The sequence below is a fragment of the Companilactobacillus nuruki genome (assembly GCF_002872255.1).
Classification (GTDB): Bacteria; Bacillota; Bacilli; order Lactobacillales; family Lactobacillaceae; genus Companilactobacillus; species Companilactobacillus nuruki.
This window is the reverse complement of sequence record NZ_NIPR01000028.1, coordinates 1-26,081: the sequence shown is the minus strand read 5'-3', so window position 1 is coordinate 26,081 and position 26,081 is coordinate 1. Positions and strand designations below refer to the sequence as shown.

The window sequence follows — 26,081 nt, the reverse complement described above, 5'->3', positions numbered from 1 at the left end:
TTGGTTGATTAAAAAGTTAATTAATCATATGATAAATTTGTGTATATCAATAGGGTATAAATTTATGTTTTAGGAGGTTATTGACCATGCTAGGTATTGGATTAAGTGTTCTTTCTTTGGCACGTTTCCAATTTGCAATGACAACCGTCTTCCATTTCTTCTTTGTTCCATTTTCAATCGGAATGGGATTTTTGGTTGCTATTATGGAAACTATCTATGCTGTTAAAAAAGACAAAGTTTACTTAGATATGGCAAAATTCTGGGGAAAGATCTTTCTTTTGAGTTTCGCCGTTGGTATTGTTACAGGTATTATTCAAGAATTCCAATTCGGTATGAATTGGTCCGAATATTCACGTTTTATGGGTGATGTATTCGGCGCTCCACTTGCTATTGAAGCTTTATTAGCATTCTTTATCGAATCTGTATTCATCGGTATTTGGATGTTCACTTGGGACCGTTTCAAACCAGGTGTTCATGCTTTTATGATCTGGATGACATCAATCGGTACAATGTTATCAGCCATTTGGATTTTAGCTGCTAATAGTTTTATGCAACATCCCACAGGATTTAAGATCAACCCAACAACACATCGTATCCAATTAACGGATTTTGGCGCTGTGGTTGCCAATCCTCAATTGTGGAGAGTCTTTCCACATGTTATTTTAGCTGCCTTTATGACGGCAGCTGTTGTTATTACAGGTATGAGTGCTTATGGATTACTACGCAAGAAAAAAGATGAAAATCATTTCTTCAAAACATCTTTACGTTTTAGCCTTTGGGCAAGTTTGATTTTTGCTATCCTCTCAGCTGTTGCTGGAGACCTTCAGACTCAACAAATCATTAAAGATCAACCAATGAAGTTTGCTGCTACTGAAGGTATCTATAAAGATACTAAAGATCCTGCACCTTGGACGATCGTTGAGTCTATTGATGCTAAGAATCATAAATCAAGTCACGAGATTGAAGTACCTGGTGTATTGAGTATCTTGGCTTATCATAAGCTAAGCGGTTCAGTTAAGGGTATGGACACTATTAATAAAGAATTACATGCCAAATATGACAAGAAGTTTGGCAAGGACATGAATTATTATGTTCCACCTAAGACCCTCTTTTGGAGCTTCCGTGTAATGACTGGTATTGATGCTTTGATCATGCTAGTTTCAATAGTGGGATTATTCTTCTCACGTAAGAAGAAAGATACAATTGAAAATCACAAATGGATGTTAGTAATTTTGGGATTATGTATTTGGGTTCCTTTCATTGGTAACTCAGCCGGATGGTTTATTACTGAATTCGGACGTTACCCATGGATTGTTTACGGACTCTTTACAATTGCTCAGGCTGTTTCACCAACCTCAACTGTTGCTACACTTCTATTTAGTAACATTATTTACTTACTACTCTTTACATTATTGGGTGGCGTCATGGTTTGGTACAGCAGACAAACCCTTCATCATGGTCCATATTATGAAGAAGCTGATTCCAAACAAAACGTCGATCCATTTGCAAAGGAGGCCTTTGGAAAATGACACTAAGTACATTATGGTTTATCTTAATCGGACTTCTATTTGCAATCTTTCTCTTTCTTGAAGGTTTCGACTTTGGTGTTGGAATGTCAACCAGATTCTTAGCCAAAGATGAAGCTGAAAGAGCCGCCATCATGTCGACCATCGGACCTCATTGGGATGGTAATGAGACATGGTTAGTTACTGCTGGTGGTGCAATGTTTGCATCACTACCTCTATGGTATGCATCATTATTCTCTGGATATTACATTCTATTTCTACTTGTTTTAGTAGGATTAATTCTTCGTGGAGTTTCATTTGAATTTCACAAACATGCTGAGACAGCAACTGGTAGAAATCTTTGGATGTGGACCTTCTTTGTCGGAAGTATCCTACCCCCATTTTTCCTATGTATGATTCTTTTGAGTATGGTTCAAGGTATTCCTATGAATGCTAACGGTGATGCCTTTCCTCAATTTTTCGATGTCGTAAATCTCTTATCAATTGTTGGCGGAGTTGCTGGTGTACTATTATCACTAGTTCATGGGCTTAATTTCATCCGTCTTAGAATGGATGGTCCATTACGTGAACGTGCTCGTAAGTTAAACCAAATTTTATATCCTATTCTTTTCTTAGGTGAAGTTGTCTTTGCAGTGTTGGTATTCTTGCAGACAGACTTTTTCACTAAGAGATTTGCTTCTTCACTCTTTATAACGGTCCTAATTGTTTTATTCTCATTATTAGGCTACTATGGAGTCCTAAAGAATAGAGAAGGCTTTAGCTTTATTGGTAGTGGTCTATCACTAAGTATGGTCATTGTTTTATTATTTAATGGACTATTCCCACGTGTAATGATTGCAACTAACCCTGCTCACAGTATCTTGATCAAAAATGCTGCTAATTCACAGTACACATTGACGATCATGACCATTGTGGCATGTATCTTGGTTCCAATTGTGGCTATCTACTTCATTTGGTCATATTCTCTATTTACAAAGAGAATAAATCCAAGAGAGAATACGGTGAAATATTAATGATTGATAAGCGATTATTTCGCTTACCAGGAACAAAAAAATTACTTCTAATGCTTGCAGGATTAACTCTCTTGCAAGCATTTGTTGTATTGTTCCAAGGTAAGTATTTAGCAGAAGCACTTGTGAATTCATGGGAGCAAAAATCATTGCAAACTATTATTTATCCAATGATTTTGTTTGCTAGTGCCTTTATTCTTAGACATCTATTTAATTTAATAAATACTAAAATTGTTGAAAATTATGCCAGCAAGACTTCCGAAACTATCCGTTCAAAACTATTAGATAAAATCTATGATGCTGGCCCTGAAATGATTTCTGATGAAGGAACTGGTAATTTGGTCACTGCCTCATTAGATGGAATTGATTTGGTAGAAAATTACTTTAAATTGATTTTTACCAAGTTAATGAATATGTCAATTATTCCTCCAGTCTTACTAATCTATATCTATACTCAAAATATTGCTTCAGGAATTACTTTGACAATTATTGTTCCATTAGTAATTCTTTTTATGATAATTCTCGGATTAGCCGCACAATCAAAAGCTGATGCACAATATGCACAATATACTATCCTTTCAAATCATTTCTTAGATGCTTTGCGCGGTTTGCCGACCTTGAAAATGTTAGGATTAAGCAAACGTTATGCAAAAAACATTTACACCGTAAGCGACGAATATCGTCGTAGAACAATGAATACTCTTCGCATTGCCATTCTATCTACTTTTGCTTTGGATTGGCTGACAACGCTTGGAATTGCTATCTTGGCCGTTTTCTTGGGCCTTGGTTTGATCAACAATAGTTTTCCTCTTTTTCCAGCATTAGTAACTTTGATATTGGCACCTGAATATTTCTTACCTTTACGTGATTTCTCTAACGATTATCATGCTACCTTAAATGGTAAAAATGCTTTAAATTCTATTTTTGAAATTCTTGAGCGTCCCAGTGCTGCTAAAAACGAAACTTTAAAAGATTTTGCTTGGGATGAAAACTCTAAAATCGATATCAATAAATTACAATTTAAATACAACGGCGTTAATGAGGATGAAGTAAGCTTAGATATCAGCAAATTGAAACTCACTGGTTATCAAAAAATTGGTGTAATCGGTAAATCTGGTTCTGGCAAAACAACTCTAATTAGGACCATTGGTGGCTTTTTATTACCCGATCAAGCTGATATTAGTATAAATGGTCAAAAAGTTTCTAATTTTAAACAACAAAATTGGCAAAATAAATTAACCTTTTTGCCGCAATCTCCATATCTCTTTTCTGGCACAATACTTGAAAACATTTCCTTTTATCGCCCTAATGCCACTCTAGAGCAAATTAAAAAAGCAGCTGAATCAGCTGGCTTGGAAGATTTTATCAATAGTCTATCCAAGGGATACGAAACTCAAATCGGTGAAGGTGGACGAGGTATCTCTGGCGGTCAACAACAAAGAATCATGTTAGCCAGGGCATTTTTAGCTGATGATCGACATGTTTTGATTTTTGATGAACCAACTGCACATTTGGACATTGAAACCGAATACGCATTAAAGAAACCTATGGAAAAACTTTTCAAAAATCATTTGGTTATTTTTGCAACGCATCGACTCCACTGGATCAAAGAGATGGATTACGTTATCGTTATGAATGATGGAATAATTGCTGAGCAAGGAACTCCTGAGGAGCTTTCTGAGCATAACGGTGCCTTTTCTCAATTAATTAAAAATATGCGAGGTGATCAACTATGAACTTCTTCAAAACCTTCAAGTCTGATACTTGGGTCAAACCATATATTAAACAATACAAGGGACTATTGATCACTGCTTTGATTCTAGGGCTATTAACATCATTTTGTGCGGCAGCTTTGATGTTTACTTCGGGATATACTATCGATAAAGCTGCAACTCACCCTATTAACATTCTTTTGATTTATATTCCTATTCTTTTAACCAGAGCTTTCGGTATCGGTCGTCCTGTCTTTAAGTACATCGAACGACTAAAAAGTCATAATTGGGTTTTAAGAGTAACATCAGACTTAAGAACCCGTTTATATAAAACTCTTGAAAGCGACGCTTCTTTTTTTAATGAACATCACAAAACTGGCGATATCATGGGATTATTATCTGAAGACATCAGTCATTTACAAAATCTATATTTAAGAACTATTTTTCCAGCAGTAATTTCATATCTACTAACCATTATTGCTTCGATTGCCTTAGGCGTGTTTAATCGATCATTTGGATTCTTCGTCTTTTTATTACTTTTTCTTGAAGTATTTCTAGTCCCATTGGTATCTGTCTCCATAGAAAGTGCTCGGCGGGCTTACCAAAAATCTGTTAAAAGCGATTTATACGTTCAACTAACCGATAATATTCTAGGAGTTGATGATTGGATTATTTCTGGTCGAAAAGTTGATTTTAAAAATTTGACCGCCTCAAATATTCAAAACCTAGATCGTTCTCAAAATAAATCCAAGGCTTTTAGACGTAATCGTGATTTCTTATTACAGTTAATTTTTGCCGCGATGGTTGTTTGTTTTTTAATTTTTACTAATCTAACAATGACTCATAATCAAGAACAGGCCAATTTTGTTGCTGCTGTTGTTTTAGCAATTTTTCCACTTTCAGATGCAATTATCCCTGTCAGTCAAGGGTTTGAGGAGTGGCCAACTTATCGGGACTCAATTAATCGTTTAAATACGATCAAGCCTATCCCAAATAACTTACCTATTCAAAAGGAATTGAAACCACAAAATTTCAAGGATATCTCTATTGAAAACATTACTTTTGAATATAATTCTTCTTCACCTATCTTAATCAAAAATTTTTCTCAGAAAATTCAACATGGGGAAAAGTTAGCTTTATTAGGCCCTAGTGGAATTGGTAAAACAACGATTCTCCAATTGATACTAGGCGATCTAACTCCACAACAAGGACAGATCAAAGTAAATGATCTAGATATTTCACAGATTCAAGTAAATCGTGAAAAAATATTTTCAGTATTGAATCAAAAACCATTCTTGTTCAATACCACTTTATTGAATAATGTTCGCCTAGGGAACGAGCAAAAATCCGATGCCGAGGTTAAAAGAGCAATTGATCGAGTCGGACTTAAAGATTTAGTTGAATCATTACCTGACCAATATAATACTATCGTTGGTGAAAATGGTTCTCGATTCTCTGGCGGTGAGCAAGAAAGAATTGCATTAGCTAGAATCCTCTTACAAGATGCACCAGTTGTACTTTTGGATGAACCAACAGTAGGACTTGATCCCATCACCGAAAACGATTTGCTTGAAACATTCTTCGATGTCTTAAAAGATAAAACTATCATTTGGGTAACTCATCATCTGCAGGGTATTAATCATGTAGATCATGTGGTCTTTATGAATAGTGACAAGATTGAAATGGAGGGATCTCCAAAAGATCTTTACAAAACTAATAAACATTTTCAAGAACTTTATCAAATGGATCAAGGATTATAGACGTTATAACGTTGTAGGATGGTTTCAATTTGAATAGTTCTGGTTAATGTGAGTTTCCAAACTAACCGTGAAACAAAAACACCAAGTAATCAAAATACGATTACTTGGTGTTTTTATTTGATTCTATTTACTAATCTTTTAATAATTGCTTTTAAAGCCCTTTGGCTTGAATTCTCCGGTAATTCATCAATCTCTGATACTGCTTGATCTGTATATTTTTTAGCAATATCTTTAGCTTTATTCAAATATCCTTCATCAACAATAATGTTAGTCGCCCGACTGTCATCTTCACTATTCAAAGAATTTTTGGATAATATTTCAATTAGTTCCTTATTTCCTGCCTCTAAGCCTAAAATATAAGGTAAAGAATAAACTCCATTTTTCAAATCTTCATGTACGGGTTTACCGATTTGTGAGGAATTTCCAAAATCCAAAATATCATCTATTATTTGAAAGGCCATACCAATATTATGACCTATTTTCTTACATCGCTCTATTAATTCCTGACTGCCCCCACTAACAACAGCTCCCATAGTGGCACTTAGACTAAACAATTCAGCCGTTTTACCTGATATTTCCTTGAAATACATTTCCGTAGTTGATTCAACATTGAAATTAATCAACATTTGATCTAATTCACCAATCAATATTTTTTTCATACTCAAAGCATTTCTTAAAATATCAGTATTAGATTCTAAATTTTTGGAAATTAATTCAAAATACAATGTAAACAAGTAATCTCCTGCATAAATTGCATTTCTTGAACCATACTTGGTATGCAACGTTGGCTTTGATCTTCTTAAAGGCGAATCATCGATCACATCATCATGAATCAAGGTGGCTACATGTAATATTTCTAAAGAAGCAGCCAAGGGAATCAACTCTTGAGTCGTTTTTTTCTCTTCTCCAAATTCGCTAAACAATAGGAAAAAGGCTGGCCGCAACATTTTACCACCCGACGTTAAATCTACAATCATCGAACTTATCTCTAAATTATTAATCTTGACTTGTTGGTGTATAAACTCTGTTGTTAAATCAAGTTTTTCTCCTAATTGCGGATAGCTTTTCCAAATTGAGTTCGCCATAAAATATCTTTTACCCCTGTATTGTTGTATTTCAAATTAATTCTATAATAGAACTTATCAAATCCAAAGGACTGATTTTTTGAAACCATCTGTATTTTTTGAACTGGTTGAAATAAAAGCTAAAACAGCCAGTATCTTCCCATTTTTGATGGGTACGTTGTATTCATATTACCACTGGCATTCTGTTAATGCCTTCGACTTAATTCTCTTTTTTATTGCCATGTTTTTATTTAACATGGCCGTTGATATCAACGACAATTACTGGGACTACAAAAATGCCACTGGTGTTGAAAGTTTCCGACGCGAAACCAATGTCATTGGAGTCAATCATTTAAATATTCATTTAATAGGCTGGATGGATTTCTCTTTCTCCGTTATCGCTGCTATTATTGGATTATTTATCGTCTCGCGAACTGGACTGCCATTACTTTATATGGGAATTTTCTCTTTTGGCGTAGGATTTTTGTATGCTGGTGGCCCATGGCCAATCAATCGTGGTCCCTTAGGTGAATTTTTTTCTGGCTTCACTATGGGATATGTCATATATCTAATCGCTATTTATATCAATGTTGTCCATAGTCCTAGTGTTATTTTAGATTTTAAATTCTATGCTGATGCTCTGCTCTCTTCTCTTTTAACTGTTTTTGCTATTTCTAATTTATTATTAGCAAATAATATTGCTGATCAAAAAGAAGATATTAATTTAGGTCGCAAAACTCTCGTATATTTCCTAGGCAAAAATAATTCTATTTTCATTCTAAAATCACTATATGTATTAGGATATCTTGCACTCACTTGTTCAATTATCTTAGGATTATTACCTAAAATGATGCTCTTAACATTTTTAATTGCTCCGATTGTATATAAAAATGCCAAAGCTTTTAGTAAAAATCCGATTAAGAAACAAACTTTTCCCTTAATCATCAAGAACCTTTTACTAATCACTTTGACAGAGACAGTTACATTTATATTAGGAGTTATTTTCTCTATTTAACTTCATCAAGTATTTTAGCAAAACTATAAGTATCTTGAGCAATCATTAACTCTTCATTAGTTGGGATAGTATAGGCTGCAATGGTTGAATCGTCAGTCGTAATTTTAATTTCCTTACCACGAACTTGATTATTATCATGATCTATTTTTAAGCCCATGAATTTAAGACCACTAAGAATATCTTCACGAACCTCGGCTGAATTTTCGCCAACACCAGCTGTAAAGGCCAATATGTCAACTCCACCCATTTCAGCAATGTAGGAACCAATAAATTTAATAATTCGATTACGATACATTTCCAAAGCAAGTTTAGCACGTTGATTAGTATCTTCATTAGCTTCAATATCACGCATATCAGCTGAAATACCAGAAATTCCCAATAAACCAGATTTATTATTCAAAATATCGATCATATCTTGAATATCTGTAATTCCTAACTTGCGCATTAGATATGGCAAAATCGAAAAATCAATATCACCACTTCTAGAACTCATCATAATTCCGGCCAATGGCGTGAATCCCATTGAAATATCGAATGCCTTGCCATTCTTAATCGCACTAATAGAAGCACCACTTCCTAAATGCAAAACAATAACATTCTTATCCTTTATTCCGCCGTCAACGATACTATCCAAACGTTGAGCAATATATCGATGGCTAGTACCATGGGCGCCATAACGACGAACATGATATTTTTTGTAGTCTTCCATATCAATACTATAAAGATAGTTTACCTTCGGCATATCAACAAAGAAGGATGTATCGAAGACTGCAACTTGAATGGCTTTAGGAACCAATTTTTTAAAAACATCAATATAATAAGCTTCAATTTTATTATGTAACGGTGCATATTCTGATAGTGCTTCAATTTTGTGTAAATTTTCTTCTGTAACGATCTCAGAATTTTTGAACTCTTCTCCACCAGCAACAAGACGATGCCCGAAGGCTACAATATCCTCAAAACGTTCAATAATCTTCATATCTTTCAACGCATCTAAAATCGATAAGACAGCAATTTCGTTTGACTCGATGGCTTCCTCACGTTCAACCTTTTGACCGTTATACTTTAATTTAAAAACAGCCTTAGGACTACCTAAGCGATCAATCATACCAGAAGCAATTGTTGTTTTCTCAGGCATTTCAAAAAGTTTCCACTTTAACGTTGAACTACCTGCATTTATAGCCATAATCTTCATACAAAAACTCTCCTTTTTTGGTCTAGGCACTCTCTTCAAATAGCTTTATATCAAACTTTACACCGATATAAAAAAATGCTACTCTTTAGTAACTATTATAAGTCTTTTTATGGGGGAATTCATTCGTGAAATTTTTAGACATGCTACGTAAAATTGATGAGAAACCAGAGCCTACCTCAACACCCGCTCCTAAATCTCCTGAGAAGGATGAAAACATGAAACAAAACACTGAAAATTCAGATTCTGACAACGTTTCTCAACCTGCCAAGAAAGAGGAAAATCTTCCTGTGTCAGTTCATGACAAACGCTTAAATATTGAAGAACAGATGAATGATTTATCCCATCAATATGCGCAGTTAAGAAATGATCTAAAAACAAATCTTTTCACTGAAAAAGACGATTTTGAAGCTAAGAAGGATACCTTAGATAATTATCTAAAAACTTTAAAGCGTGATGAAAAAGAATCAAACGACAAACTTGCCGATACAAAAGCTCAAAACGATGATGCTGCTAAAGAGCATCTCGCAAGCGTAAATGCTGATCGTAAAGAACAAGAAAAACATCTTGCCGATTTACAATCTGATTTGAGCAAATTGAATTCAGAAATCAATACTAAAACAGCTAAATTAGAATCTCTTCAAAACGATCTTGCAAAGAACGAACAATCTGAAGCTGATATGTCTGATTCAATTAAAGAAGAAAAAGACTTGCAAAAGATGCTTGTTTTGATGGAAGATCAAAAGAATTCTATCAACACACTTTATGATCAAAGAAAAGACTTAAAGGGCCAGATCAATGACCTTCAAGAAAGCATTACCAAATTAAATGGTAACGCTGACAGTCTTAATAGTAATATTAGTGAGGTCAACAATCAAATTAATGATTTCAAGCAAAAGGCTAACGAAATCGAAGATAAGATGAAGAGTGACCATAACTATCGCATTGAAACAATTGCTGGATTGGAACGCCACATCCAAAGCTTGGGCGAAGAACATAGTAAAATTGACGGTGAATTGGCTGAAGTCAATCAAAATATTGATTACATTAGCAAATACATCAAAGATGTTTTCCATTCAGCATACTTAGTTCGTGATGTCTATCTTGATAAAGACAAAGAATACTATATTGCTATTGATGATTTTTCTAATGCTGCCAAAAATGACCTCTTCGGTATGATTAATTATCTTGAAACAAAACTTCAAAAGCCAGCCACAGTTGTTTCAACCTTCTACAGCAATCATATTCATGAAATTATCGACGAAAAAGCCAAGGCTGAACATTTACCAATTCCTAATGTTGTTAATCTTTTTGATCAACTTCAATCTAGTCCTAATCCTACTGACAAGAAGGTCGCTATCCCTGAAAATGATGGTTGGGTAACCAGAACTGATGTTGAATCTCAAGATACATTTATTTACGATCAAAAGCAGACCTTACTTATGACTGTCGAATACTTTGAAAAAGTTATTGATAAGATCAATTATTACAAAAATGATCAAATCGTAAAAACTAACATCTACAATGCTGATGGCCAATTGTCATCAACTCAAAACTTTAATAAAAATAAAGAACTTTCAGAACAAAACTTCTACAGAACTGATGGCTCAATTGTTCTAACAGTTATCTTTGAAAAGAATCAACCAGTTAGTTATCAACTATTTGATAAAAACGGCCTACTAGAACAAGATTTCAATGAAAAATCAGAATTAATTACTTGGTGGCTTAAGAGCATTTCTCCAAATACTGAAAATTCCGTATTTGTCGGTAACAACTCTGACTTGTTATATCAATTAATTGTGAGTGTAAACAATATTTCTAGCGATAACACTCTTCTTCTTCTTCAAGATGTTGTTAAGAATATTGATGCTGTTATTGATTTGCTTGATAAGAATGCCGATATCAAAGATGTTTTTGTTCAGACTGATGATGATCTTCACGCAATTGAAAATAAGACGAATCGCGACATTAGTGTTAGTGTCATCAATACTTCAAGTAATGGCACATTATCTCTTCCAGAATCATTAAAAATTTAATTTAATTTAAAACGCTCATTTATGAGTGTTTTTTTCTAATTATTGTGAAAGCGAAAAATACTATGAAGACTATATCTCTTATCGTTCCATGTTTTAACGAAGAAGAAACTATCAATATTTACTATGATGCTATGACTAAACTAAAAGAAGAGACCAATAAATTTAATTTTGAATATTGGTTCATAGATGATGGTTCAAAAGATAAAACTTATTCTATTCTGAAAGATTTACAAAAAGAACACAGTGATGAAGTTCATTTTATTTCATTCTCACGTAATTTTGGTAAAGAAGCAGCTTTATATGCTGGTTTAAACTCGGTAACTGGTGATTATACTGCCGTTATGGATGTTGATCTTCAAGATCCACCTGAAATGTTACCCGAAATGTTTGATATGTTAGAAGATGGTGAATACGACTGTGTAGGTACTGCTCGTATGGACCGCGAAGGTGAAAATAAAATAATTTCTTTCTTCTCCGAAGGATTTTATAAAGTAATAAACAAAATGTCACAAACTAAAATTATTCCTGGCGCTAGAGACTACCGTTTAATGACTCGTCAAATGGTTGAAGCCATCAAATCAATGACCGAATATAATCGCTTTTCTAAGGGTATTTTCAGTTGGGTTGGTTTCAAAACTAAGTACTTACCTTATAAAAACCGCGAACGTTCAGCTGGAACAACTTCTTGGAACTTTTGGAAACTATTGAAATACGCTATTACTGGTATTGTAGACTTTTCAGAAGGCCCCTTGATGTTTGCCACTTGGATGGGAACCATTTTCTCAATTACCTCTATTATTGCTATCATTGGTATTATTATTAGAAAGTTTATCAATCCTCTTAGCAGCGTAAATGGTTGGGCTTCATTGGTTTCAATTATTCTTTTAATTGGTGGTATTCAACTATTAAGTATTGGTATTTTAGGAGAGTATATTGGTAAAATCTTCCTAGAAGTTAAGAAGCGTCCAATCTATATCGTTAAGGATAAGAAATAATAACAGTTGTTTTAACGTGACTTTATTTAAGTAAGTACGTTAAAACAACTGTTTTTTACTTCCAAAATACATATTAACCCGCGTACATTAATATATAATGGTATACGAATAAACAAGGGATGGATAAAAAATGAATGCAAGAGACCAACAAGCCGAAAATACAAAAAATGCAATTCTTAAAGTAGCTGCTGAAATGTTCCTCTCCCAGGGATATCAGGCAACCTCAACCCGTAAGATAGCTCAAGAACTCAATATTACACAACCTAACATGTATCACTACTATAAAAATAAAAAGGTTCTTTATATAAAATCTATTGAATACGCTGTCAGTGGTTTCAGCGATAAATTACTAGAGGCGTATAAACAGAATAAAGACCTTCCTTTTGAAGAATTATTAATTTATATATCACAATTTATGATTGAAAATTTTCGTATCAATTATTTTGTGATGCGAAACGATATTGAAAACTTCTTTACCGATGAAGAACGTCGTGATCTCAGCAAAAATTGGGATGGTGGCTATTACAAAATTCTTTTCAATATTTTCCAATCTCACAAAGATCAACTTCGATCCGACTTAGCAATTCCCATACAAGTTGGAACTTTTTTGACGATGTTACTCCCTTACATTGAATATAACGATGCCAAAAGGAAGCGCAATATTGCTAATTTAAAAACGGTTATCAATATTTTTATCAACGGCATTAAGAAAGAATAGGACTTTTTCATGGAATTTATAACCCTCTTAGCATTAATGCTTTTTTTAACTTTAATTATTAGTCACATTTTTAACCGTCTGAACTTACCTGCTGTTGTTGGACAACTAATTTTGGGTATAATTCTTGGCAAGGGTGTTTTGGATATTGTAAAACCAACACATGAAGTAGAATTATTTGCTGATATTGGTGTTATTCTCTTAATGTTTTTAGCTGGTTTAGAAAGTGATTTAAAACTATTAAGAAAACATCTCATCCCAAGTATCAATGTGGCAATCTGCGGAGTTATTTTGCCAGTTGCTATGACTTTGGGAACTGCGCTTATTTTTGGCATTAATCTAAAGGAAAGTGTCTTTATATCAGTTGTTTTTGCGGCTACCTCTGTTTCAATTTCGGTCGAGGTTTTAAAAAGCCTTAATTACTTATCCAGTACCTCCGGAACAGTAATTCTCGGTGCTGCGGTTGCCGATGATATTTTGGCAATTTCTATTTTAAGTGTTATGTCAGGTACATTGACTGGCAACTTTTCATTTGAGAAACTCCTATTACTCTTAGGTATGTGGGTAATATTTGGAATATTAATAATCATTTTACACAAATGGATCATACCTAACTTAATGAAATTATCAGAGTACCTCGATGCAACTCACGCTCCTACTATTTTTGCATTAGTTATTTGCCTTCTTATGGCTTTTTTTGCCGACAAGGTTCAGCTAGATTCCGTTTTAGGTGCCTTCGTAGCTGGTATCGCCGTTTCAAGTTCTAAAGACTACAATGAAAAAATTACCAATAACATCGAGCTGATTGGTTACACAATTTTTATTCCAATCTTTTTTATCAGTATTGGATTGAATCTTGAATTCAGTAGCTTTATTCATGATTTTTGGTTGATTTTTCTTTTCACCCTCACAGGTATAATTGGAAAACTACTAGGTGCTGGATTTGGAGCAAGAATTTCTGGATTTGATCTAAAGGATTCTTATGTAATTGGCTCAGGTATGATCTCTAGAGGAGAGATGGCCTTGATCGTAGCCCAAGTTGGTTACGGAGTTCATTTGTTATCAGAAGAATATTATTCAGCAGTTATTATCAGCATTATTTTGATTACAATTTTAGCTCCATTTTTCCTGAAACACTCAATTAGTAAAAATCCTTTATAGCATATGATTTCTCCTAAACAACTCAAGGATATATAATGATAACGTAAACATTTAATTTTGGACTAGAAGGAGAAGGTTAATTATGGCACATATTTTAGTACTAGGCGCTGGTTATGGTGGTTTAAGAGCTGCTCGTGACTTGGCCAAAAACACACCAGCTGGAACTCAAATTGATTTAATTGATAAAAATGAAAAGCACGTTGAAAAAACGGCTTTGCATACTATTGCAGCGGGGACTAACAGAGCTGACGCAATTAGTTTTGATGTTCGTTCAGTTCTTCCTTCAAACGTTAATTTCATCAAGGCAACTGTTTCCAAACTTGATTTAGACAATAAAACAGTTGAATTCTCTGACCATGACGATATTACTTACGATTACATCGTCGTTGGCTTAGGTTTCCGCTCTGAAGACTTCGGACTTGAGGGTGCCAGTGAGAATGCTCTAATCCTTCAAGATCTTGAATCAGCTCAAAATATTTATAAAAAGATAAATGAAAATATCGCTAATTACAAAGAATCACAAGACCCTGCTGATTTAAGTATCATCGTCTGTGGTGCTGGATTTACTGGCGTAGAAATTCTTGGTGAATTAGTTGATACTGTTAAAATCCTCAAAGCTAAATACGATGTACCTGAGATCAAGGTTACTTGCCTAGAAATGGCAACAAGAATCCTACCTATGTTTGATGAAAACTTAGCTAGTTATGCTGTTGAATATCTTGATAAGAACGGCATCAAACTTTTAACAGGCGCTAAGATCAAAAAGATCGAGCCAAAGGCCGTTGTATATATGGATGGCGACACTGAAAAGAGCGTAGCTGGTAGTACGATTCTATGGACTGTTGGTGTTAGTGGTTCTGATGTTATTACAAATTCTGGTATTGAAGCTAGAAGAAATCGTGTTATGACAACTGAATTCTTAAACCTTGAAGATCATCCTGAAGCATACTTTATTGGTGATGATTCAGCTATGATCCCTAAGGGTGAACAACGTCCCTACCCAACAACTGGTCAATTGGCTACTGCCGAAGGTGCCGGCGCTGCCTTTAACATTGCCGCCGCTTTAAATGGCAAAGATTTGAAACCATTTGTATATCATTCAATGGGAACCGTAGCATCCTTAGGTCAAAACCATGGTATTGCTGAAATTACCGATAAGAATCTTAAATTTAAAGGCCCAATAGCATCCCTACTCAAGCATCTATCTGCCGATCGTGGAATTATGGAAATCGCCGGCATTAAGACAGCTATTAAAAAGGGAACTATTTAACGAGTCTTAGACATTATTTACTTTATGCCACTAAACTCAAATGTTAAATAAAAGTCTATTTAACGTAAAAGTCCCTAATTCAAAATATGAATTAGGGACTTTTTACGTTAACACTTAAAGGAGGTATGATTATGACCATCAAAAAGAATCAAATTTGTGTAATTTGTGGTAACCGTTTCACCATTATGGAAGGCTTATTCCTAAGAGACCTAAGTGAAACTCTTAAAGCACAAGTTATAAAGACAAATAGTTTTGCAAAAGATTCATCATTTATATGCCTAAAGGATATGCAGGAATTAAGGATTTCCCGTATGCAGACTGTCATCGATCAAGATTTAAAGATAGATAAACAAATGAGCGACGAATTAAAAAAAGAAATGGCTAAAAATACCTATGTCATTACTAATATCAATGACACCGTATACAGTAAAAGAACAACCGGACAAAAATTGGCTGATGCCGTAGCAAAATTTGGCGGTAGTTGGGGATTTATTATTAGTTTTAGCATTATCATAGTTGTGTGGATGACAATCAATATAATCCACTTCTTTGGGATTAACTTCGATCCCTATCCATTTATACTCCTGAACTTATTTTTGAGCTGTCTGGCCGCTATACAGGCTCCTATCATCATGATGAGTCAAAACCGACAAGCCGAACGTGATCGAGTTGATTCTGAAAATGATTATAAAACTAATATGAAATCTGAAATGGAAATTCGTATTCTCCACAAAAAACTAGATCAATTAAATGAGGTACAATGGCCCCATATTTTGGATATTCAAAAAATGCAGATTGAGGTTTTGAGTGAAATTGAAAATGAAATCCAATCGTTAAAGGCTAACAATGAATCTAAAAGGGACCGTAACACTAGACATCCAACTCGTGATCAAAAAAACGAAACAAAACATATTTAATAGATACGAAAAAGCTATATTGATTTAATCAAAATTAAGTCAACATAGCTTTTTTGTATATCAATGATTTTTAACCAGCACTAAAACATTTAGTTATAACCTTTCCACTCCAATATTACCCTTAAAGAATTTCTTTAAACCAACTATAATGACTGTTCCTAACAATGAAACAAAAACAATTGTAAAAATAACTCCAAATACTTGCAAACCTAATAATCTAAATCCACCACCATAAAATAATCCATTGTTTAAAACATTACCGTTTACAGATTTAGTAGCAAATAGGCCAACACATATCGAACCAATTATTCCACTAACACCATGACAACCAAAAATATCTAAATAATCATTCAAATGCAATTTATACTTAAGATGGTTCATAAAATAATAACTGCCTATGGCAGAAACTATTCCAATAATAACTGAACCAAAAACCGTTACATAACCAGTTCCAGGAGTTATCCCAACCAGGCCACAGATACTCCCAATACAAATACCGCTTAAAGTTACTTTACCCTTAAAAGTATTTTCCAAAATAATCCATGCAATCGATGCTGAACAAGCAGCAACTGTGGTAGTCAAAATAGCATTAATAGTTTGGCTACTAACATTTAATGCACTACCCGCGTTAAAACCATACCAACCTACCCAAAGAATGATCGTTCCCATAAGAATCCAGAGCGGATTTCCTAAAACTTGTTCGCCACTATATTTGTAAGGTTCTCTGAGTGTTATCGCCAAAATCATGGCCGTAATACCAGCATCAATATGAATTACTGTACCTCCAGCAAAATCTAAGACACCTAATTTAGCTAAAAAGCCGGCAGATGACCAGACTATATGTGCTAAAGGATAATAAATCAATAAAGACCATAGGATTACAAACATAATAATAAATCTAATTCTAACTCGACTAGCAACTGCTCCTAAGAAAAGTGCTGGTGTTAAAATAGCAAACATCATCTGAAACAATAAATAAACTCCGGTTGGTAACCCTGTTGTTCCATAAGTAGACGACATGTCCACCCCTGATAAGAATAGATGTCTAAAATTACCAATAATGCCCCAAAAATTACCTTCAAAAGACATCGAAAAACCTATCAAAATCCACAATAACCCTGCTAAACCAAACATTAGAAAGCTATCAAATAAAATTCTACTTACATCACGAGTTGGCACAAAGCCACTATAGAAAATAGCTATTCCTGGTATCATCAACCATACCAATATAGTTGAAAGAATCATAAATACAGTATTCATACGGACCACATTCTTTTCTTTATTAGTTTCCTCTTTATTTTTGATATTGTATTACATCTTTTATTACATGTATACCAATTTGAATTATAAAAAGTCATAAATATTTTTAAATATTGTTTAACAAACTATAATAGACATTGTTATAAATAGATTCATTTCCTATATCAAAGGAGACCATCATGGAAAAGAGAAGATCATCATTATCTACCTTAGGTATGCTGATTACCCTTGGTATCGTCTATGGAGACATCGGAACCTCGCCTCTTTATGTTATGAACTCAATCATTAACGGCGCTGGAACTATGGCAGATGCCAAGCCTGAATATATCCTCGGTAGTGTTTCCTTAATCTTTTGGACCTTAATGCTGATTACCACCGTAAAATACGTCTTAATTGCTATGAAGGCTGACAATAATGATGAAGGTGGTATTTTTGCCTTGTATGCCTTGGTTCGCTCCAAGGGAAAATGGTTGATTATTCCTGCATTAATTGGTGGTTCAGCATTATTAGCTGATGGGACCTTAACACCCGCAGTGACTGTTACCTCAGCCATTGAGGGTATCAAAGGACAAAAGTTTGGAAATATTATCTTTTCCAACAAACAATCAACCGTTCTAATTATTGTTACTGTTATTCTGTTAACAATTTTTATTATTCAAAAATTTGGTACCGAAAAAATTGGACGTTCATTTGGTCCAATCATGTTGATCTGGTTTAGTTTCATCGGTTTAGCTGGTTTATTGAATATGACTAATGATTGGGGCGTTCTCAAAGCATTGTCACCAGTTTATGCCATAAAGGTACTTTTCAGTCCAGTAAATAAAGTCGGTATTTTTATTCTTGGTAGTGTTTTTCTAGCTACAACTGGTGCTGAGGCACTTTATTCTGATATGGGCCAAGTTGGAAAACATAACATTTACGCTACTTGGCCATTCGTCTACACTATGCTGATGTTAAATTACTTAGGACAAGCTGCCTGGGTAATCAATAATTATCAAAATAGTCAATTCAATAACATTGCTGGGATCAATCCCTTTTACGAAATGTTACCAAGTGAATTCAAAATTTTTGCGATTGTAATTGCTACTTTTGCAGCGATTATTGCTTCACAAGCCTTAATTACCGGATCTTTTACTCTGGTTCAAGAAGCAATCGGATTAAAAATCCTACCACGACTAAAGGTTAATTTCCCTGGTAAAGTCCAAAGCCAACTCTACATTAGAGCTATAAATTGGATGCTCTGTGTCATTACAGTTAGTATCGTCTGGGGTTTTCAAACATCAGATCATATGGAAGCCGCCTATGGATTAGCAATTACTTTAACTATGCTAATGACTACTTTGTTGCTTCACCAATTCCTGATTATGAAAAAGCACCCCTTCATCGCAAATATCTTTTTAATAACCTTCTTTATACTCGAAAGTTTATTCCTTCTATCCAGTCTAATTAAATTCATTCATGGCGGTTATATCACCGTTATAATTACCGTTGCAATTTTAGCTATAATGGTAGTTTGGTATTTTGGTAATAAAAGACGTGATGCTTATATGGCTGAGAGCGAGAATGTTTCACTTCTAGATTTTATTCCTCAATTAGAAAAACTTAGCAAAGATCCATCTATTCCAACTTATGCTACTAATTTAGTTTATATGATCAAAGTAGGAGAAAATTATTCTATTAAACGATCAGTTATTTACTCGATCCTGGATCAAGATCCCAAACGAGCTAAGGTTTATTGGTTCGTTACTGTCAATCAAACTAGCGCTCCTTATGAATGTAATTATTCAATTGATATGATGAACACAAGAAATGTCGTAAATGTTAAATTAAATTTGGGATTCAAAAAATCACAGCATGTTAACATTTATATCCGTCAAATCATTAATAGTTTATTAGATCAAGGTATTATTGATGATCAAACCCCAACTTATTCAATGGTTCCCAAACGTCGGGTAGGATCATTCAAGTTCGTCATTCAAAATCAACAATTTCAAGACCTCGGCGCTCAGGATTATATGGGGAGCCTAGATAGATTCTTAATCGGCGGTCGCCTGCTACTCCAAAATATTACTTTGCCTCCAGCACTTTGGTATGGTTTAGAATTTAGCGATGTTGTTGAGGAAAAGGTTCCTCTTTTCCTTGGAAGTCATGGGGATCAATATTTAACCGAAGGTAAAATTGAAAATAATATTAAACCAAAAAAAGAAGCCTAATGGCTTCTTTTTTTTGCTACCTTACATCAGCACCTAAACTATTTTTAAAATGACTCAAAGCCCATTCGTGACCTGCTTGATTAAACGAAGCCACGCCTTGTTCATGAATCACCAACTTATAGTTTAAATTATAAGCATCAATGGCCGTATGCAAGACACAAATATCGGTACAAACACCAACTAGATGTAATGTATCAATATTTCTTTCTCGTAACCTAAGGTCTAAATCTGTTCCCGCAAAGGCGCTATAACGGGTCTTATCAAATAATTTCACCTGCTCGTTATCGTTATGATTTTCAAACCATGGTTTCAACTCACCATATAATTGTCTGCCCCAGGTTCCTTGGACATTATGTGTCGGAAATAATTTGGTCTCTGGATGATAAGGATCATTCGGCTTATGAACATCCGTTGGTAACCAAACCCAATCTCCATTTTGACGCATCTTTTCAGCTAACTCTAGAATCTTTGGTTCAATTATCTGTCCTGGTTTTCCGCAAGTTAATGCTCCCTTATCAGCAACAAAATCATTCGTATAATCGATAATCAATAGCGCTTGGTTTGAAGACATAGTAATTCCTACTTTCTTCTTTTATTTGGTTATAGTGAAAGTATTCAAAAGAAATATCTACAAGTCAATTAATAAGGTTTTCATTACATATTTCAATAAAAGAAATATGTTATAATCGCCCTAATAATCATCCAACTAGGGGCATAAATTATGCATAAAAAACAACGGGGATCTTTCAACAAAAAATATCTAATTTTCTCAATTATTGGAGTAATTATTTTTGCTGTCTTACTGTCCTTTTTCACTTTGAAACCTACAAACAAACCAATTTCACAACCGAAGACAACCAATTCTACACCAACCATCTCAAAATACACGACCATCAAAAAGAATCTAGACCAAAGGTTTAATCAAAATGGTAAAGTCGTGACTATCAAACAGGAAAATAACATCAATGACAGCACCAGCAAACAACCTCATTCTGTTATCGTTGTTAAACTAATTGATAAACAAACTCAAAAATACCTCAAAGCTTCATACGAGGCGGTCCAAAATAATCAAGCCTCAGACGATCAAAAAAATTACGTTCACTCTATCCAGAAAATAATTTCTGACCAAGCTAAAAAATTGAATAATAATTATGACGTTATCCAATTTGTCTATCAGGACGGCAAAAAGTTTATCCCCGTTGCCAGTTCCCAAAAAACTCGAGACATAATTAAAGTTGTCAAAACTAAATAATCATCAAAAAAGAGTAGTCAAATGACTACTCTTTTTTGAATCTCTTTTTCAACTTATCTTCACTCTGTTGTAACAATTCTTCCGGTTTGATCCCATAAACACTACTGATCACTAATAATTGATCCATTACATCAGCTAGTTCTTCTTTAAGATTATAATCCAACTCAGCTTGATTCTTTTGCGTCTCACCTGGATGATCACGACCAATTTCAATAGCTCTGACGGCTCGGGATAATTCCCCAACCTCCTCAGTCAAAAAATTCAAATGAACAAATGGTGAATACTGATACCAATTTCTTTTCTTATAAAAATCCACTAACCATTGTTGGTGTTCCTGTAGTTTCAAGGTTCTTCCTCCATATAAAAAGGCATCCCAAAATTTTGAGATGTCTTAATCTTCACTATTTTCTTCTTTTTTAACAGTTGTTTCATCAAACTCAATGATCTTTTGGGCAATTTCTTCAGGTTTTTCTAACATAGCCAAATGACCTGCACCCTTAATATCCTCGATCTGCAAGTCTGGAACTCGCCCAATCGAAGCCTTAGCGTCTTTGATTCCATTTTCAGTTAGAATCTGATCCCCATCAGCAAACAATGCCAAAGTAGGAATCTTAACAGCACGTAGTCGTTTATTTAATGCCTTTTCTTCCAAATAATCCAAAGGCATCTTTTGTAGCATTTTGCTAGTTTTATGATCAACCATATTAGCCGCATTATCGACTATTTTGGGATTCTTTAAACTGCTACGATCAAAATTCTTATCAAAGAATTTTGCGGACTTAACTGGTGATTTAGCTAATTTGCCAAATAAAGGAATACTTGCCACAGCAGACGAAGCGTCCATGTCAGCATACTTATCATTAGCCGGAGTATTTAGTAAAATTAATTTTGAAATCGTAAAGCCACGCAATTCAGCCATATTGACGGCTATCAAGCCACCTACTCCATAGCCGAAGATCACTAGATTTCTAGTTATCTTCAAACGAGCTATACCTTCTAACATATTCCATGCTTCAGCATCGATTGTATAATGATCATTTTTAGCTTTAGCTGACTTACCTTGTCCTAGTAAATCAAGTGCTACGATCGTATATTTGTCTTTTAAATAGGGAATTATTTCATTGAAATACTCTAACGAACCGTTAAGACCAGGAACAAGAACGATAATGTTATCACTATCGATTGACCCGATTAAGTTTGTATTTACACTACCCTCAGATGTAGATAATATCTTTTCCAAATTTATTCTGCCTCTTTAGTTTTTACTCTTATTAAAAAATATACCTAACTTGTGAAGATTTTGCATTGTTTATAGCAAATTTTAAAATATTTTTATTTAATGGAGGTATTTTATTGACAATTCACTAAAAATGCATTAGATTGGACTAGACCAGAAAGACAGAGATGGGAGATTAATACTAATGAATATAATTAAAGTTAATGATACACAAATGGGTGGAAAAGAAGCCTTCAAGATTGTTAAAGACGATATCGAAAATGGTGCTAAGGTTTTAGGCTTAGCTACAGGTAGCAGTCCTATCACACTTTACAACGAAATGACAAGTAGCGATATCGACTTTTCGAACATGACATCAGTTAACTTGGATGAATATGTTGGACTAGAACCAACAAACGAACAAAGCTATCACTATTTTATGAACGAACATCTATTCAACAAGAAACCTTTCAAAAATTCATATGTTCCTGATGGTTCAAATCCTGATGCAGAAGCTGCTACAAAGGCTTATGACAAGATTATTGAAGAAAATCCTATTGACTTACAAATCCTTGGCATTGGTAGAAACGGACACATTGGTTTCAACGAACCAGGTTCTCCTTTCGACGGTACAACAAGAAAAGTTGGTTTGACAGAATCAACAATCGAAGCTAACACACGTTTCTTTGAAGATGAAAAAGATGTGCCACGCTTCGCCTATTCAATGGGTATTGGCTCAATCATGAAAGCTAAGAAGATCATTCTTCTAGCTTATGGTGAGAACAAGGCTGATGCTATTGCCGCTACAGTTGATGGACCTGTTACTGAAGATTGCCCAGCAAGTGCATTACAAAACCATCCTGATGTAACAATCATTGTTGACGAAGCTGCTGCCTCAAAACTTAAATAATTACCAAGTCTCTTCATGTATCACTTAATGACGTAAATTAATAACCAATTTAATGGCTATTAATTTACGTTTTTTTATTGACAAAATCTTCTTTGCAACCTTAATCTAGTTAGGTTGTGTTTTTATTTTAGGTGGGTAATTATGAAAGAAAAATTATTTAAAAAAGCCGACTTCAATCAATTTGTAGCTGGTGATTCACATTTTGAAAAAACTTTAACTCGGGGAAATTTAATTTCTATGGGAATAGGTGCCATTATTGGCACTGGTATTTTTATTCTTCCCGGAATAGTAGCTTACAGTACCTCCGGACCCAGTATCACAATCTCCTTTATCTTATCAGCCATTGTCTGTATTTTAACGGCTATGTGCTTTGCGGAATTATCGTCAACTTTTCCAGTGGCTGGTAGCACTTATTCATATGGCAGTATTATTTTTGGACAATTTCCCGGTTGGTTGATCGGTTGGGCACTTTGCCTAGAGTATATCTTAGGCGTTTCAGCGGTCTCTTCTGGCTTCTCAGCTTACTTCGTTAGTCTCGTGAATAGTTTTGGGATCGTCCTGCCAAAAGCCATTATCGGCCCCTTAGAGCCAAGTAACGGTTCATTTATTAATTTACCCTCAGTTATCGTGTTGATTTTAATTTATCTGCTACTTAGAAGAGGTATTCAAGCCTCGACCAGAATGAATACAATTATGGTATTCGTAAAAATAGCAGTTGTACTAACTTTTATTGGCGTAGGAATCTTTTACATCAAACCTGTCAACTATCATCCTTATTTTCCTATGGGTGGTTTCGGTGTAATTAAGGGTGCTGCCTTAGTCTTCTTCGCTTACCTGGGGTTTGATGTTATCCCATCTTCTGCACCTGAGGTTAAAGACCCACAGAAAAACATCCCAATTAGTATTATGGTTTCTTTAGCAATTTGTGCGGTTCTTTATGTGATCCTTTCAGCTGTCTTAACCGGAATGGTCAACTACAAAGATCTAAATTTCGCAGACCCCGTTGTTTATGCCTTGAACTACGTTAAATTAGGCAAAATTGCTTTTCTAATCACAATTGGTGCCTTAGCGGGGATGTTTACAATGATGCTTAATACAGTCTATGGTGGATCACGTTTGATCTATGCCTTAGGTCGTGATGGAATGATTCCAACTGCTTTTGGAAAAATCGATGAAACAGCTAAAATGCCAATTCTTTCTTTGAATACGATCACTATCTTAGCTGTATTGCTGGGTGGCTTTGTATCGTTAAAAGAATTAACTAGTTTAGTTAATATTGGCACACTCGTATCGTTCACATTCGTTGCTTCAGGTATTATCAAATTACGACACAGAACAGATGTCCCTCACAGTGATTTTAAAGTTCCATTTTATCCTTGGTTACCGATCATCTCAGTTATCCTCTGTGTCCTACTCATGACACAGGTTAGTATTAATTCATGGATCACTTTTATCGGTTGGTTCTTTATCGGCGTAGTAGTTTATTTTGTCTATGGATATCGAAAAGTAAATTAAGAGCCTAAAAGTCTTTCGACTTTTAGGCTCTTTTTTTAATATTTTATTTTTTAAAAACATAAAAAATCTATTGACCTAGAGTTAGCTCTATCAAATATACTAACTTTCGTTCTAATAAATATACAGATTTGAAAGGAAACTATAATATGAAAATAATTATGGGTGCTGATCCATTAGGCTATGAATTGAAAGAAAGCATCAAAAAATATCTATTAAGTAAAAATTTTGAAGTGGTGGATATTTCACCAACCAATGATAATGATTACTTTGATGTTGGATTTGAAGTTGGTCAAAGAGTTTCAAATAAAGAATTTGATCGTGGATTTATTTTTTGTGGTACAGGTATGGGCGTAAATATTGTTGCAAATAAATTTACTGGAGCCTATAGTGCTTTATGTGAAAGTATAGAAACAGCTCGTTTATCGCGTATAATCAACAATTCAAATATTCTGGCTATGGGTGGGATTATCATAACCCCCTACCTAGCTAAACAAATGGTTGATGTATTTTTAGAAACTCCCTTTTCAAAGGGATTCTCTGAAGCTGATCCTGAGTTTTTGCAGAAGGCTTTACAAAATGTTCAAAAGGTTGAAAAAAATATCAATAAAATCAACAACAATTAGGAGAATTTCATAATGACATATTCCATTGGTACCGTTGCAGAAAAAAGTGGCATCTCAATTTATACACTTAGATATTACGATAAAATGGGTTTAACTCCATTTGTGAAAAGAAACGAAGCCAGTGGTAGAAGGGAATTCACCGATTCTGATCTGAATTTTCTATCAGTAATAACTTGTCTCAAAGGTACTGGAATGCCATTAAATGAAATTCGCAATTTTGTTCAATGTTGTATGGATGGAGATAACACTCTTAATCAACGTCTAGCATTATTTGAAAATCAAAAAGAAGTTGTCATCAACCAAATAGGTGAATCATTACGGAATCTACAAAAAATCGATCATAAAATAGAATATTATAAAAAAGCAGTTAAAGCTGGTACCGAGAAAGCTGTTACCGGTAAAAACAACTTGCCAGAGAACCATGTCCCTCTAAATGAATTAATTGATGAATTATTGTAAGCACCTAATAACTGACCGTATTGAAAAATAAAAAATCATCCGTACTCTCATTTGAGAATGCGGATGATTTTGTGTGTTCATTTATGCGGCGATTTTTTGATTATCTTCGTTAGTCGTTTTCAATCGTGATGATTTAAAGTTCCACGGTAAATAGGCTTCTAGTTCCTCTGGTTTCAAGAATGTTGGAAGCTGTGAGATATTTTTTATGAAATATGTTACATCCTCAGCAGATTTATTGCAATTGCCCTTCGCGGATTGAT

At 34.4% G+C, this 26,081-nt stretch carries 23 protein-coding genes; 17 read left to right on the top strand and 6 right to left on the bottom strand.

All coding sequences use genetic code 11. From position 1 onward, the window contains the following. The first annotated feature begins 86 nt into the window (after positions 1–86). Genes CBP76_RS08150 through cydC form a run of 4 tightly spaced genes read left to right on the top strand, consistent with a single transcriptional unit; the run spans position 87 to position 6,008 of the window. The gene (locus tag CBP76_RS08150) at positions 87–1,529 is read left to right on the top strand and encodes a cytochrome ubiquinol oxidase subunit I (RefSeq protein ID WP_102196409.1); all 1,443 of its coding nucleotides are present in this window, start codon (positions 87–89) and stop codon (positions 1,527–1,529) included. Further along, a complete protein-coding gene (gene cydB / locus CBP76_RS08145; RefSeq protein WP_102196408.1) occupies positions 1,526–2,539 on the top strand; it encodes a cytochrome d ubiquinol oxidase subunit II in 1,014 nt (337 codons plus the stop codon). The genes CBP76_RS08150 and cydB overlap by 4 nt, the downstream gene beginning before the upstream one ends. Beyond that, a complete protein-coding gene (gene cydD / locus CBP76_RS08140) occupies positions 2,539–4,272 on the top strand; it encodes a thiol reductant ABC exporter subunit CydD (RefSeq protein WP_102196407.1) in 1,734 nt (577 codons plus the stop codon). Before cydB ends, cydD begins: the two co-directional genes overlap by 1 nt. Beyond that, positions 4,269–6,008 (top strand): thiol reductant ABC exporter subunit CydC, encoded by a 1,740-nt coding sequence (gene cydC, locus CBP76_RS08135; protein WP_102196406.1) that lies wholly within the window; start codon positions 4,269–4,271, stop codon positions 6,006–6,008. Before cydD ends, cydC begins: the two co-directional genes overlap by 4 nt. Before the next feature lie 113 nt (positions 6,009–6,121). Here cydC and CBP76_RS08130 read toward each other — a convergent pair whose 3' ends face one another. Then, on the bottom strand, positions 6,122–7,093 hold the full coding sequence (locus CBP76_RS08130) for a polyprenyl synthetase family protein (RefSeq protein ID WP_102196405.1): 972 nt from the start codon (positions 7,091–7,093) through the stop codon (positions 6,122–6,124). Between the two features lie 79 nt (positions 7,094–7,172). Here CBP76_RS08130 and CBP76_RS08125 point away from each other — a divergent pair, with 79 nt between their 5' ends. After that, complete coding sequence (locus CBP76_RS08125; protein WP_102196404.1) at positions 7,173–8,087, top strand: 1,4-dihydroxy-2-naphthoate polyprenyltransferase; 915 nt, start codon at positions 7,173–7,175, stop codon at positions 8,085–8,087. Here CBP76_RS08125 and CBP76_RS08120 read toward each other — a convergent pair. Further along, entirely contained in the window at positions 8,080–9,282 is a 1,203-nt protein-coding gene (locus tag CBP76_RS08120) for an acetate/propionate family kinase (protein WP_102196403.1), read from the bottom strand. The two genes, CBP76_RS08125 and CBP76_RS08120, sit on opposite strands and share 8 nt — an antisense overlap. Before the next feature lie 125 nt (positions 9,283–9,407). Between CBP76_RS08120 and CBP76_RS08115 the strand changes: the two genes are divergently transcribed. From CBP76_RS08115 to CBP76_RS08090, 6 genes are all read left to right on the top strand, one after another. Further along, a complete protein-coding gene (locus tag CBP76_RS08115; protein ID WP_102196402.1) occupies positions 9,408–11,315 on the top strand; it encodes a coiled-coil domain-containing protein in 1,908 nt (635 codons plus the stop codon). A 62-nt stretch (positions 11,316–11,377) separates the two neighbouring features. Beyond that, positions 11,378–12,310, top strand: coding sequence for a glycosyltransferase family 2 protein (locus CBP76_RS08110; protein ID WP_102196401.1), 933 nt, complete (start codon positions 11,378–11,380; stop codon positions 12,308–12,310). Positions 12,311–12,440: 130 nt separating this feature from the next. After that, the gene (locus CBP76_RS08105; RefSeq protein WP_102196400.1) at positions 12,441–13,028 is read left to right on the top strand and encodes a TetR/AcrR family transcriptional regulator; all 588 of its coding nucleotides are present in this window, start codon (positions 12,441–12,443) and stop codon (positions 13,026–13,028) included. A 9-nt stretch (positions 13,029–13,037) separates the two neighbouring features. Beyond that, positions 13,038–14,186, top strand: coding sequence for a cation:proton antiporter (locus tag CBP76_RS08100; protein WP_102196399.1), 1,149 nt, complete (start codon positions 13,038–13,040; stop codon positions 14,184–14,186). An 82-nt stretch (positions 14,187–14,268) separates the two neighbouring features. Further along, positions 14,269–15,456, top strand: coding sequence for an NAD(P)/FAD-dependent oxidoreductase (locus CBP76_RS08095; RefSeq protein WP_102196398.1), 1,188 nt, complete (start codon positions 14,269–14,271; stop codon positions 15,454–15,456). Between the two features lie 131 nt (positions 15,457–15,587). Next, positions 15,588–16,373 carry a DUF1003 domain-containing protein gene (locus tag CBP76_RS08090; RefSeq protein ID WP_102196397.1) on the top strand — a complete coding sequence of 262 codons (786 nt, stop codon included), beginning with the start codon at positions 15,588–15,590 and terminating at the stop codon, positions 16,371–16,373. A 93-nt stretch (positions 16,374–16,466) separates the two neighbouring features. On the opposite strand, the gene CBP76_RS08085 is transcribed toward CBP76_RS08090, so the two are convergent. After that, the gene (locus CBP76_RS08085) at positions 16,467–17,633 is read right to left on the bottom strand and encodes an ammonium transporter (protein WP_102196396.1); all 1,167 of its coding nucleotides are present in this window, start codon (positions 17,631–17,633) and stop codon (positions 16,467–16,469) included. Between the two features lie 179 nt (positions 17,634–17,812). On the opposite strand from CBP76_RS08085, the gene CBP76_RS08080 reads away from it, so the two are divergent. After that, positions 17,813–19,846, top strand: a complete 2,034-nt coding sequence (locus tag CBP76_RS08080) for a KUP/HAK/KT family potassium transporter (RefSeq protein ID WP_102196395.1) — start codon at positions 17,813–17,815, stop codon at positions 19,844–19,846. A 16-nt stretch (positions 19,847–19,862) separates the two neighbouring features. On the opposite strand, the gene CBP76_RS08075 is transcribed toward CBP76_RS08080, so the two are convergent. Then, positions 19,863–20,417, bottom strand: coding sequence for a cysteine hydrolase family protein (locus CBP76_RS08075; protein ID WP_102196394.1), 555 nt, complete (start codon positions 20,415–20,417; stop codon positions 19,863–19,865). A gap of 150 nt (positions 20,418–20,567) precedes the next feature. On the opposite strand from CBP76_RS08075, the gene CBP76_RS08070 reads away from it, so the two are divergent. Beyond that, the gene (locus tag CBP76_RS08070; protein WP_102196393.1) at positions 20,568–21,098 is read left to right on the top strand and encodes a hypothetical protein; all 531 of its coding nucleotides are present in this window, start codon (positions 20,568–20,570) and stop codon (positions 21,096–21,098) included. A 25-nt stretch (positions 21,099–21,123) separates the two neighbouring features. On the opposite strand, the gene CBP76_RS08065 is transcribed toward CBP76_RS08070, so the two are convergent. Together CBP76_RS08065 and CBP76_RS08060 are read right to left on the bottom strand one after the other, a co-directional pair. Further along, the gene (locus tag CBP76_RS08065) at positions 21,124–21,444 is read right to left on the bottom strand and encodes a MazG nucleotide pyrophosphohydrolase domain-containing protein (protein ID WP_102196392.1); all 321 of its coding nucleotides are present in this window, start codon (positions 21,442–21,444) and stop codon (positions 21,124–21,126) included. Between the two features lie 45 nt (positions 21,445–21,489). Beyond that, the gene (locus CBP76_RS08060) at positions 21,490–22,338 is read right to left on the bottom strand and encodes an alpha/beta fold hydrolase (RefSeq protein ID WP_102196391.1); all 849 of its coding nucleotides are present in this window, start codon (positions 22,336–22,338) and stop codon (positions 21,490–21,492) included. 181 nt (positions 22,339–22,519) lie between these two features. On the opposite strand from CBP76_RS08060, the gene nagB reads away from it, so the two are divergent. The 4 genes from nagB to CBP76_RS08040 all read left to right on the top strand — a co-directional run bounded on the left by nagB (position 22,520) and on the right by CBP76_RS08040 (position 25,821). After that, complete coding sequence (gene nagB, locus CBP76_RS08055; RefSeq protein WP_102196390.1) at positions 22,520–23,224, top strand: glucosamine-6-phosphate deaminase; 705 nt, start codon at positions 22,520–22,522, stop codon at positions 23,222–23,224. Between the two features lie 141 nt (positions 23,225–23,365). After that, a complete protein-coding gene (locus CBP76_RS08050) occupies positions 23,366–24,739 on the top strand; it encodes an APC family permease (RefSeq protein WP_102196389.1) in 1,374 nt (457 codons plus the stop codon). Positions 24,740–24,885: 146 nt separating this feature from the next. Continuing rightward, positions 24,886–25,362, top strand: a complete 477-nt coding sequence (locus tag CBP76_RS08045) for an RpiB/LacA/LacB family sugar-phosphate isomerase (protein WP_102196388.1) — start codon at positions 24,886–24,888, stop codon at positions 25,360–25,362. A gap of 12 nt (positions 25,363–25,374) precedes the next feature. Further along, a complete protein-coding gene (locus tag CBP76_RS08040) occupies positions 25,375–25,821 on the top strand; it encodes a MerR family transcriptional regulator (protein WP_102196387.1) in 447 nt (148 codons plus the stop codon). Positions 25,822–26,081 lie beyond the last annotated feature (260 nt).

What these genes read in the sequence shown, in the direction of transcription:
- CBP76_RS08150 (WP_102196409.1), top strand. Translation starts at nt 87, where the DNA reads ATGCTAGGTATTGGATTAAGTGTTCTTTCTTTGGCACGTTTCCAATTT.
- cydB (WP_102196408.1), top strand. Translation starts at nt 1,526, where the DNA reads ATGACACTAAGTACATTATGGTTTATCTTAATCGGACTTCTATTTGCA.
- cydD (WP_102196407.1), top strand. Translation starts at nt 2,539, where the DNA reads ATGATTGATAAGCGATTATTTCGCTTACCAGGAACAAAAAAATTACTT.
- cydC (WP_102196406.1), top strand. Translation starts at nt 4,269, where the DNA reads ATGAACTTCTTCAAAACCTTCAAGTCTGATACTTGGGTCAAACCATAT.
- CBP76_RS08130 (WP_102196405.1), bottom strand. Translation starts at nt 7,093, where the DNA reads ATGGCGAACTCAATTTGGAAAAGCTATCCGCAATTAGGAGAAAAACTT.
- CBP76_RS08120 (WP_102196403.1), bottom strand. Translation starts at nt 9,282, where the DNA reads ATGAAGATTATGGCTATAAATGCAGGTAGTTCAACGTTAAAGTGGAAA.
- CBP76_RS08110 (WP_102196401.1), top strand. Translation starts at nt 11,378, where the DNA reads ATGAAGACTATATCTCTTATCGTTCCATGTTTTAACGAAGAAGAAACT.
- CBP76_RS08105 (WP_102196400.1), top strand. Translation starts at nt 12,441, where the DNA reads ATGAATGCAAGAGACCAACAAGCCGAAAATACAAAAAATGCAATTCTT.
- CBP76_RS08100 (WP_102196399.1), top strand. Translation starts at nt 13,038, where the DNA reads ATGGAATTTATAACCCTCTTAGCATTAATGCTTTTTTTAACTTTAATT.
- CBP76_RS08095 (WP_102196398.1), top strand. Translation starts at nt 14,269, where the DNA reads ATGGCACATATTTTAGTACTAGGCGCTGGTTATGGTGGTTTAAGAGCT.
- CBP76_RS08090 (WP_102196397.1), top strand. Translation starts at nt 15,588, where the DNA reads ATGACCATCAAAAAGAATCAAATTTGTGTAATTTGTGGTAACCGTTTC.
- CBP76_RS08085 (WP_102196396.1), bottom strand. Translation starts at nt 17,633, where the DNA reads ATGAATACTGTATTTATGATTCTTTCAACTATATTGGTATGGTTGATG.
- CBP76_RS08080 (WP_102196395.1), top strand. Translation starts at nt 17,813, where the DNA reads ATGGAAAAGAGAAGATCATCATTATCTACCTTAGGTATGCTGATTACC.
- CBP76_RS08075 (WP_102196394.1), bottom strand. Translation starts at nt 20,417, where the DNA reads ATGTCTTCAAACCAAGCGCTATTGATTATCGATTATACGAATGATTTT.
- CBP76_RS08070 (WP_102196393.1), top strand. Translation starts at nt 20,568, where the DNA reads ATGCATAAAAAACAACGGGGATCTTTCAACAAAAAATATCTAATTTTC.
- nagB (WP_102196390.1), top strand. Translation starts at nt 22,520, where the DNA reads ATGAATATAATTAAAGTTAATGATACACAAATGGGTGGAAAAGAAGCC.
- CBP76_RS08050 (WP_102196389.1), top strand. Translation starts at nt 23,366, where the DNA reads ATGAAAGAAAAATTATTTAAAAAAGCCGACTTCAATCAATTTGTAGCT.
- CBP76_RS08045 (WP_102196388.1), top strand. Translation starts at nt 24,886, where the DNA reads ATGAAAATAATTATGGGTGCTGATCCATTAGGCTATGAATTGAAAGAA.
- CBP76_RS08040 (WP_102196387.1), top strand. Translation starts at nt 25,375, where the DNA reads ATGACATATTCCATTGGTACCGTTGCAGAAAAAAGTGGCATCTCAATT.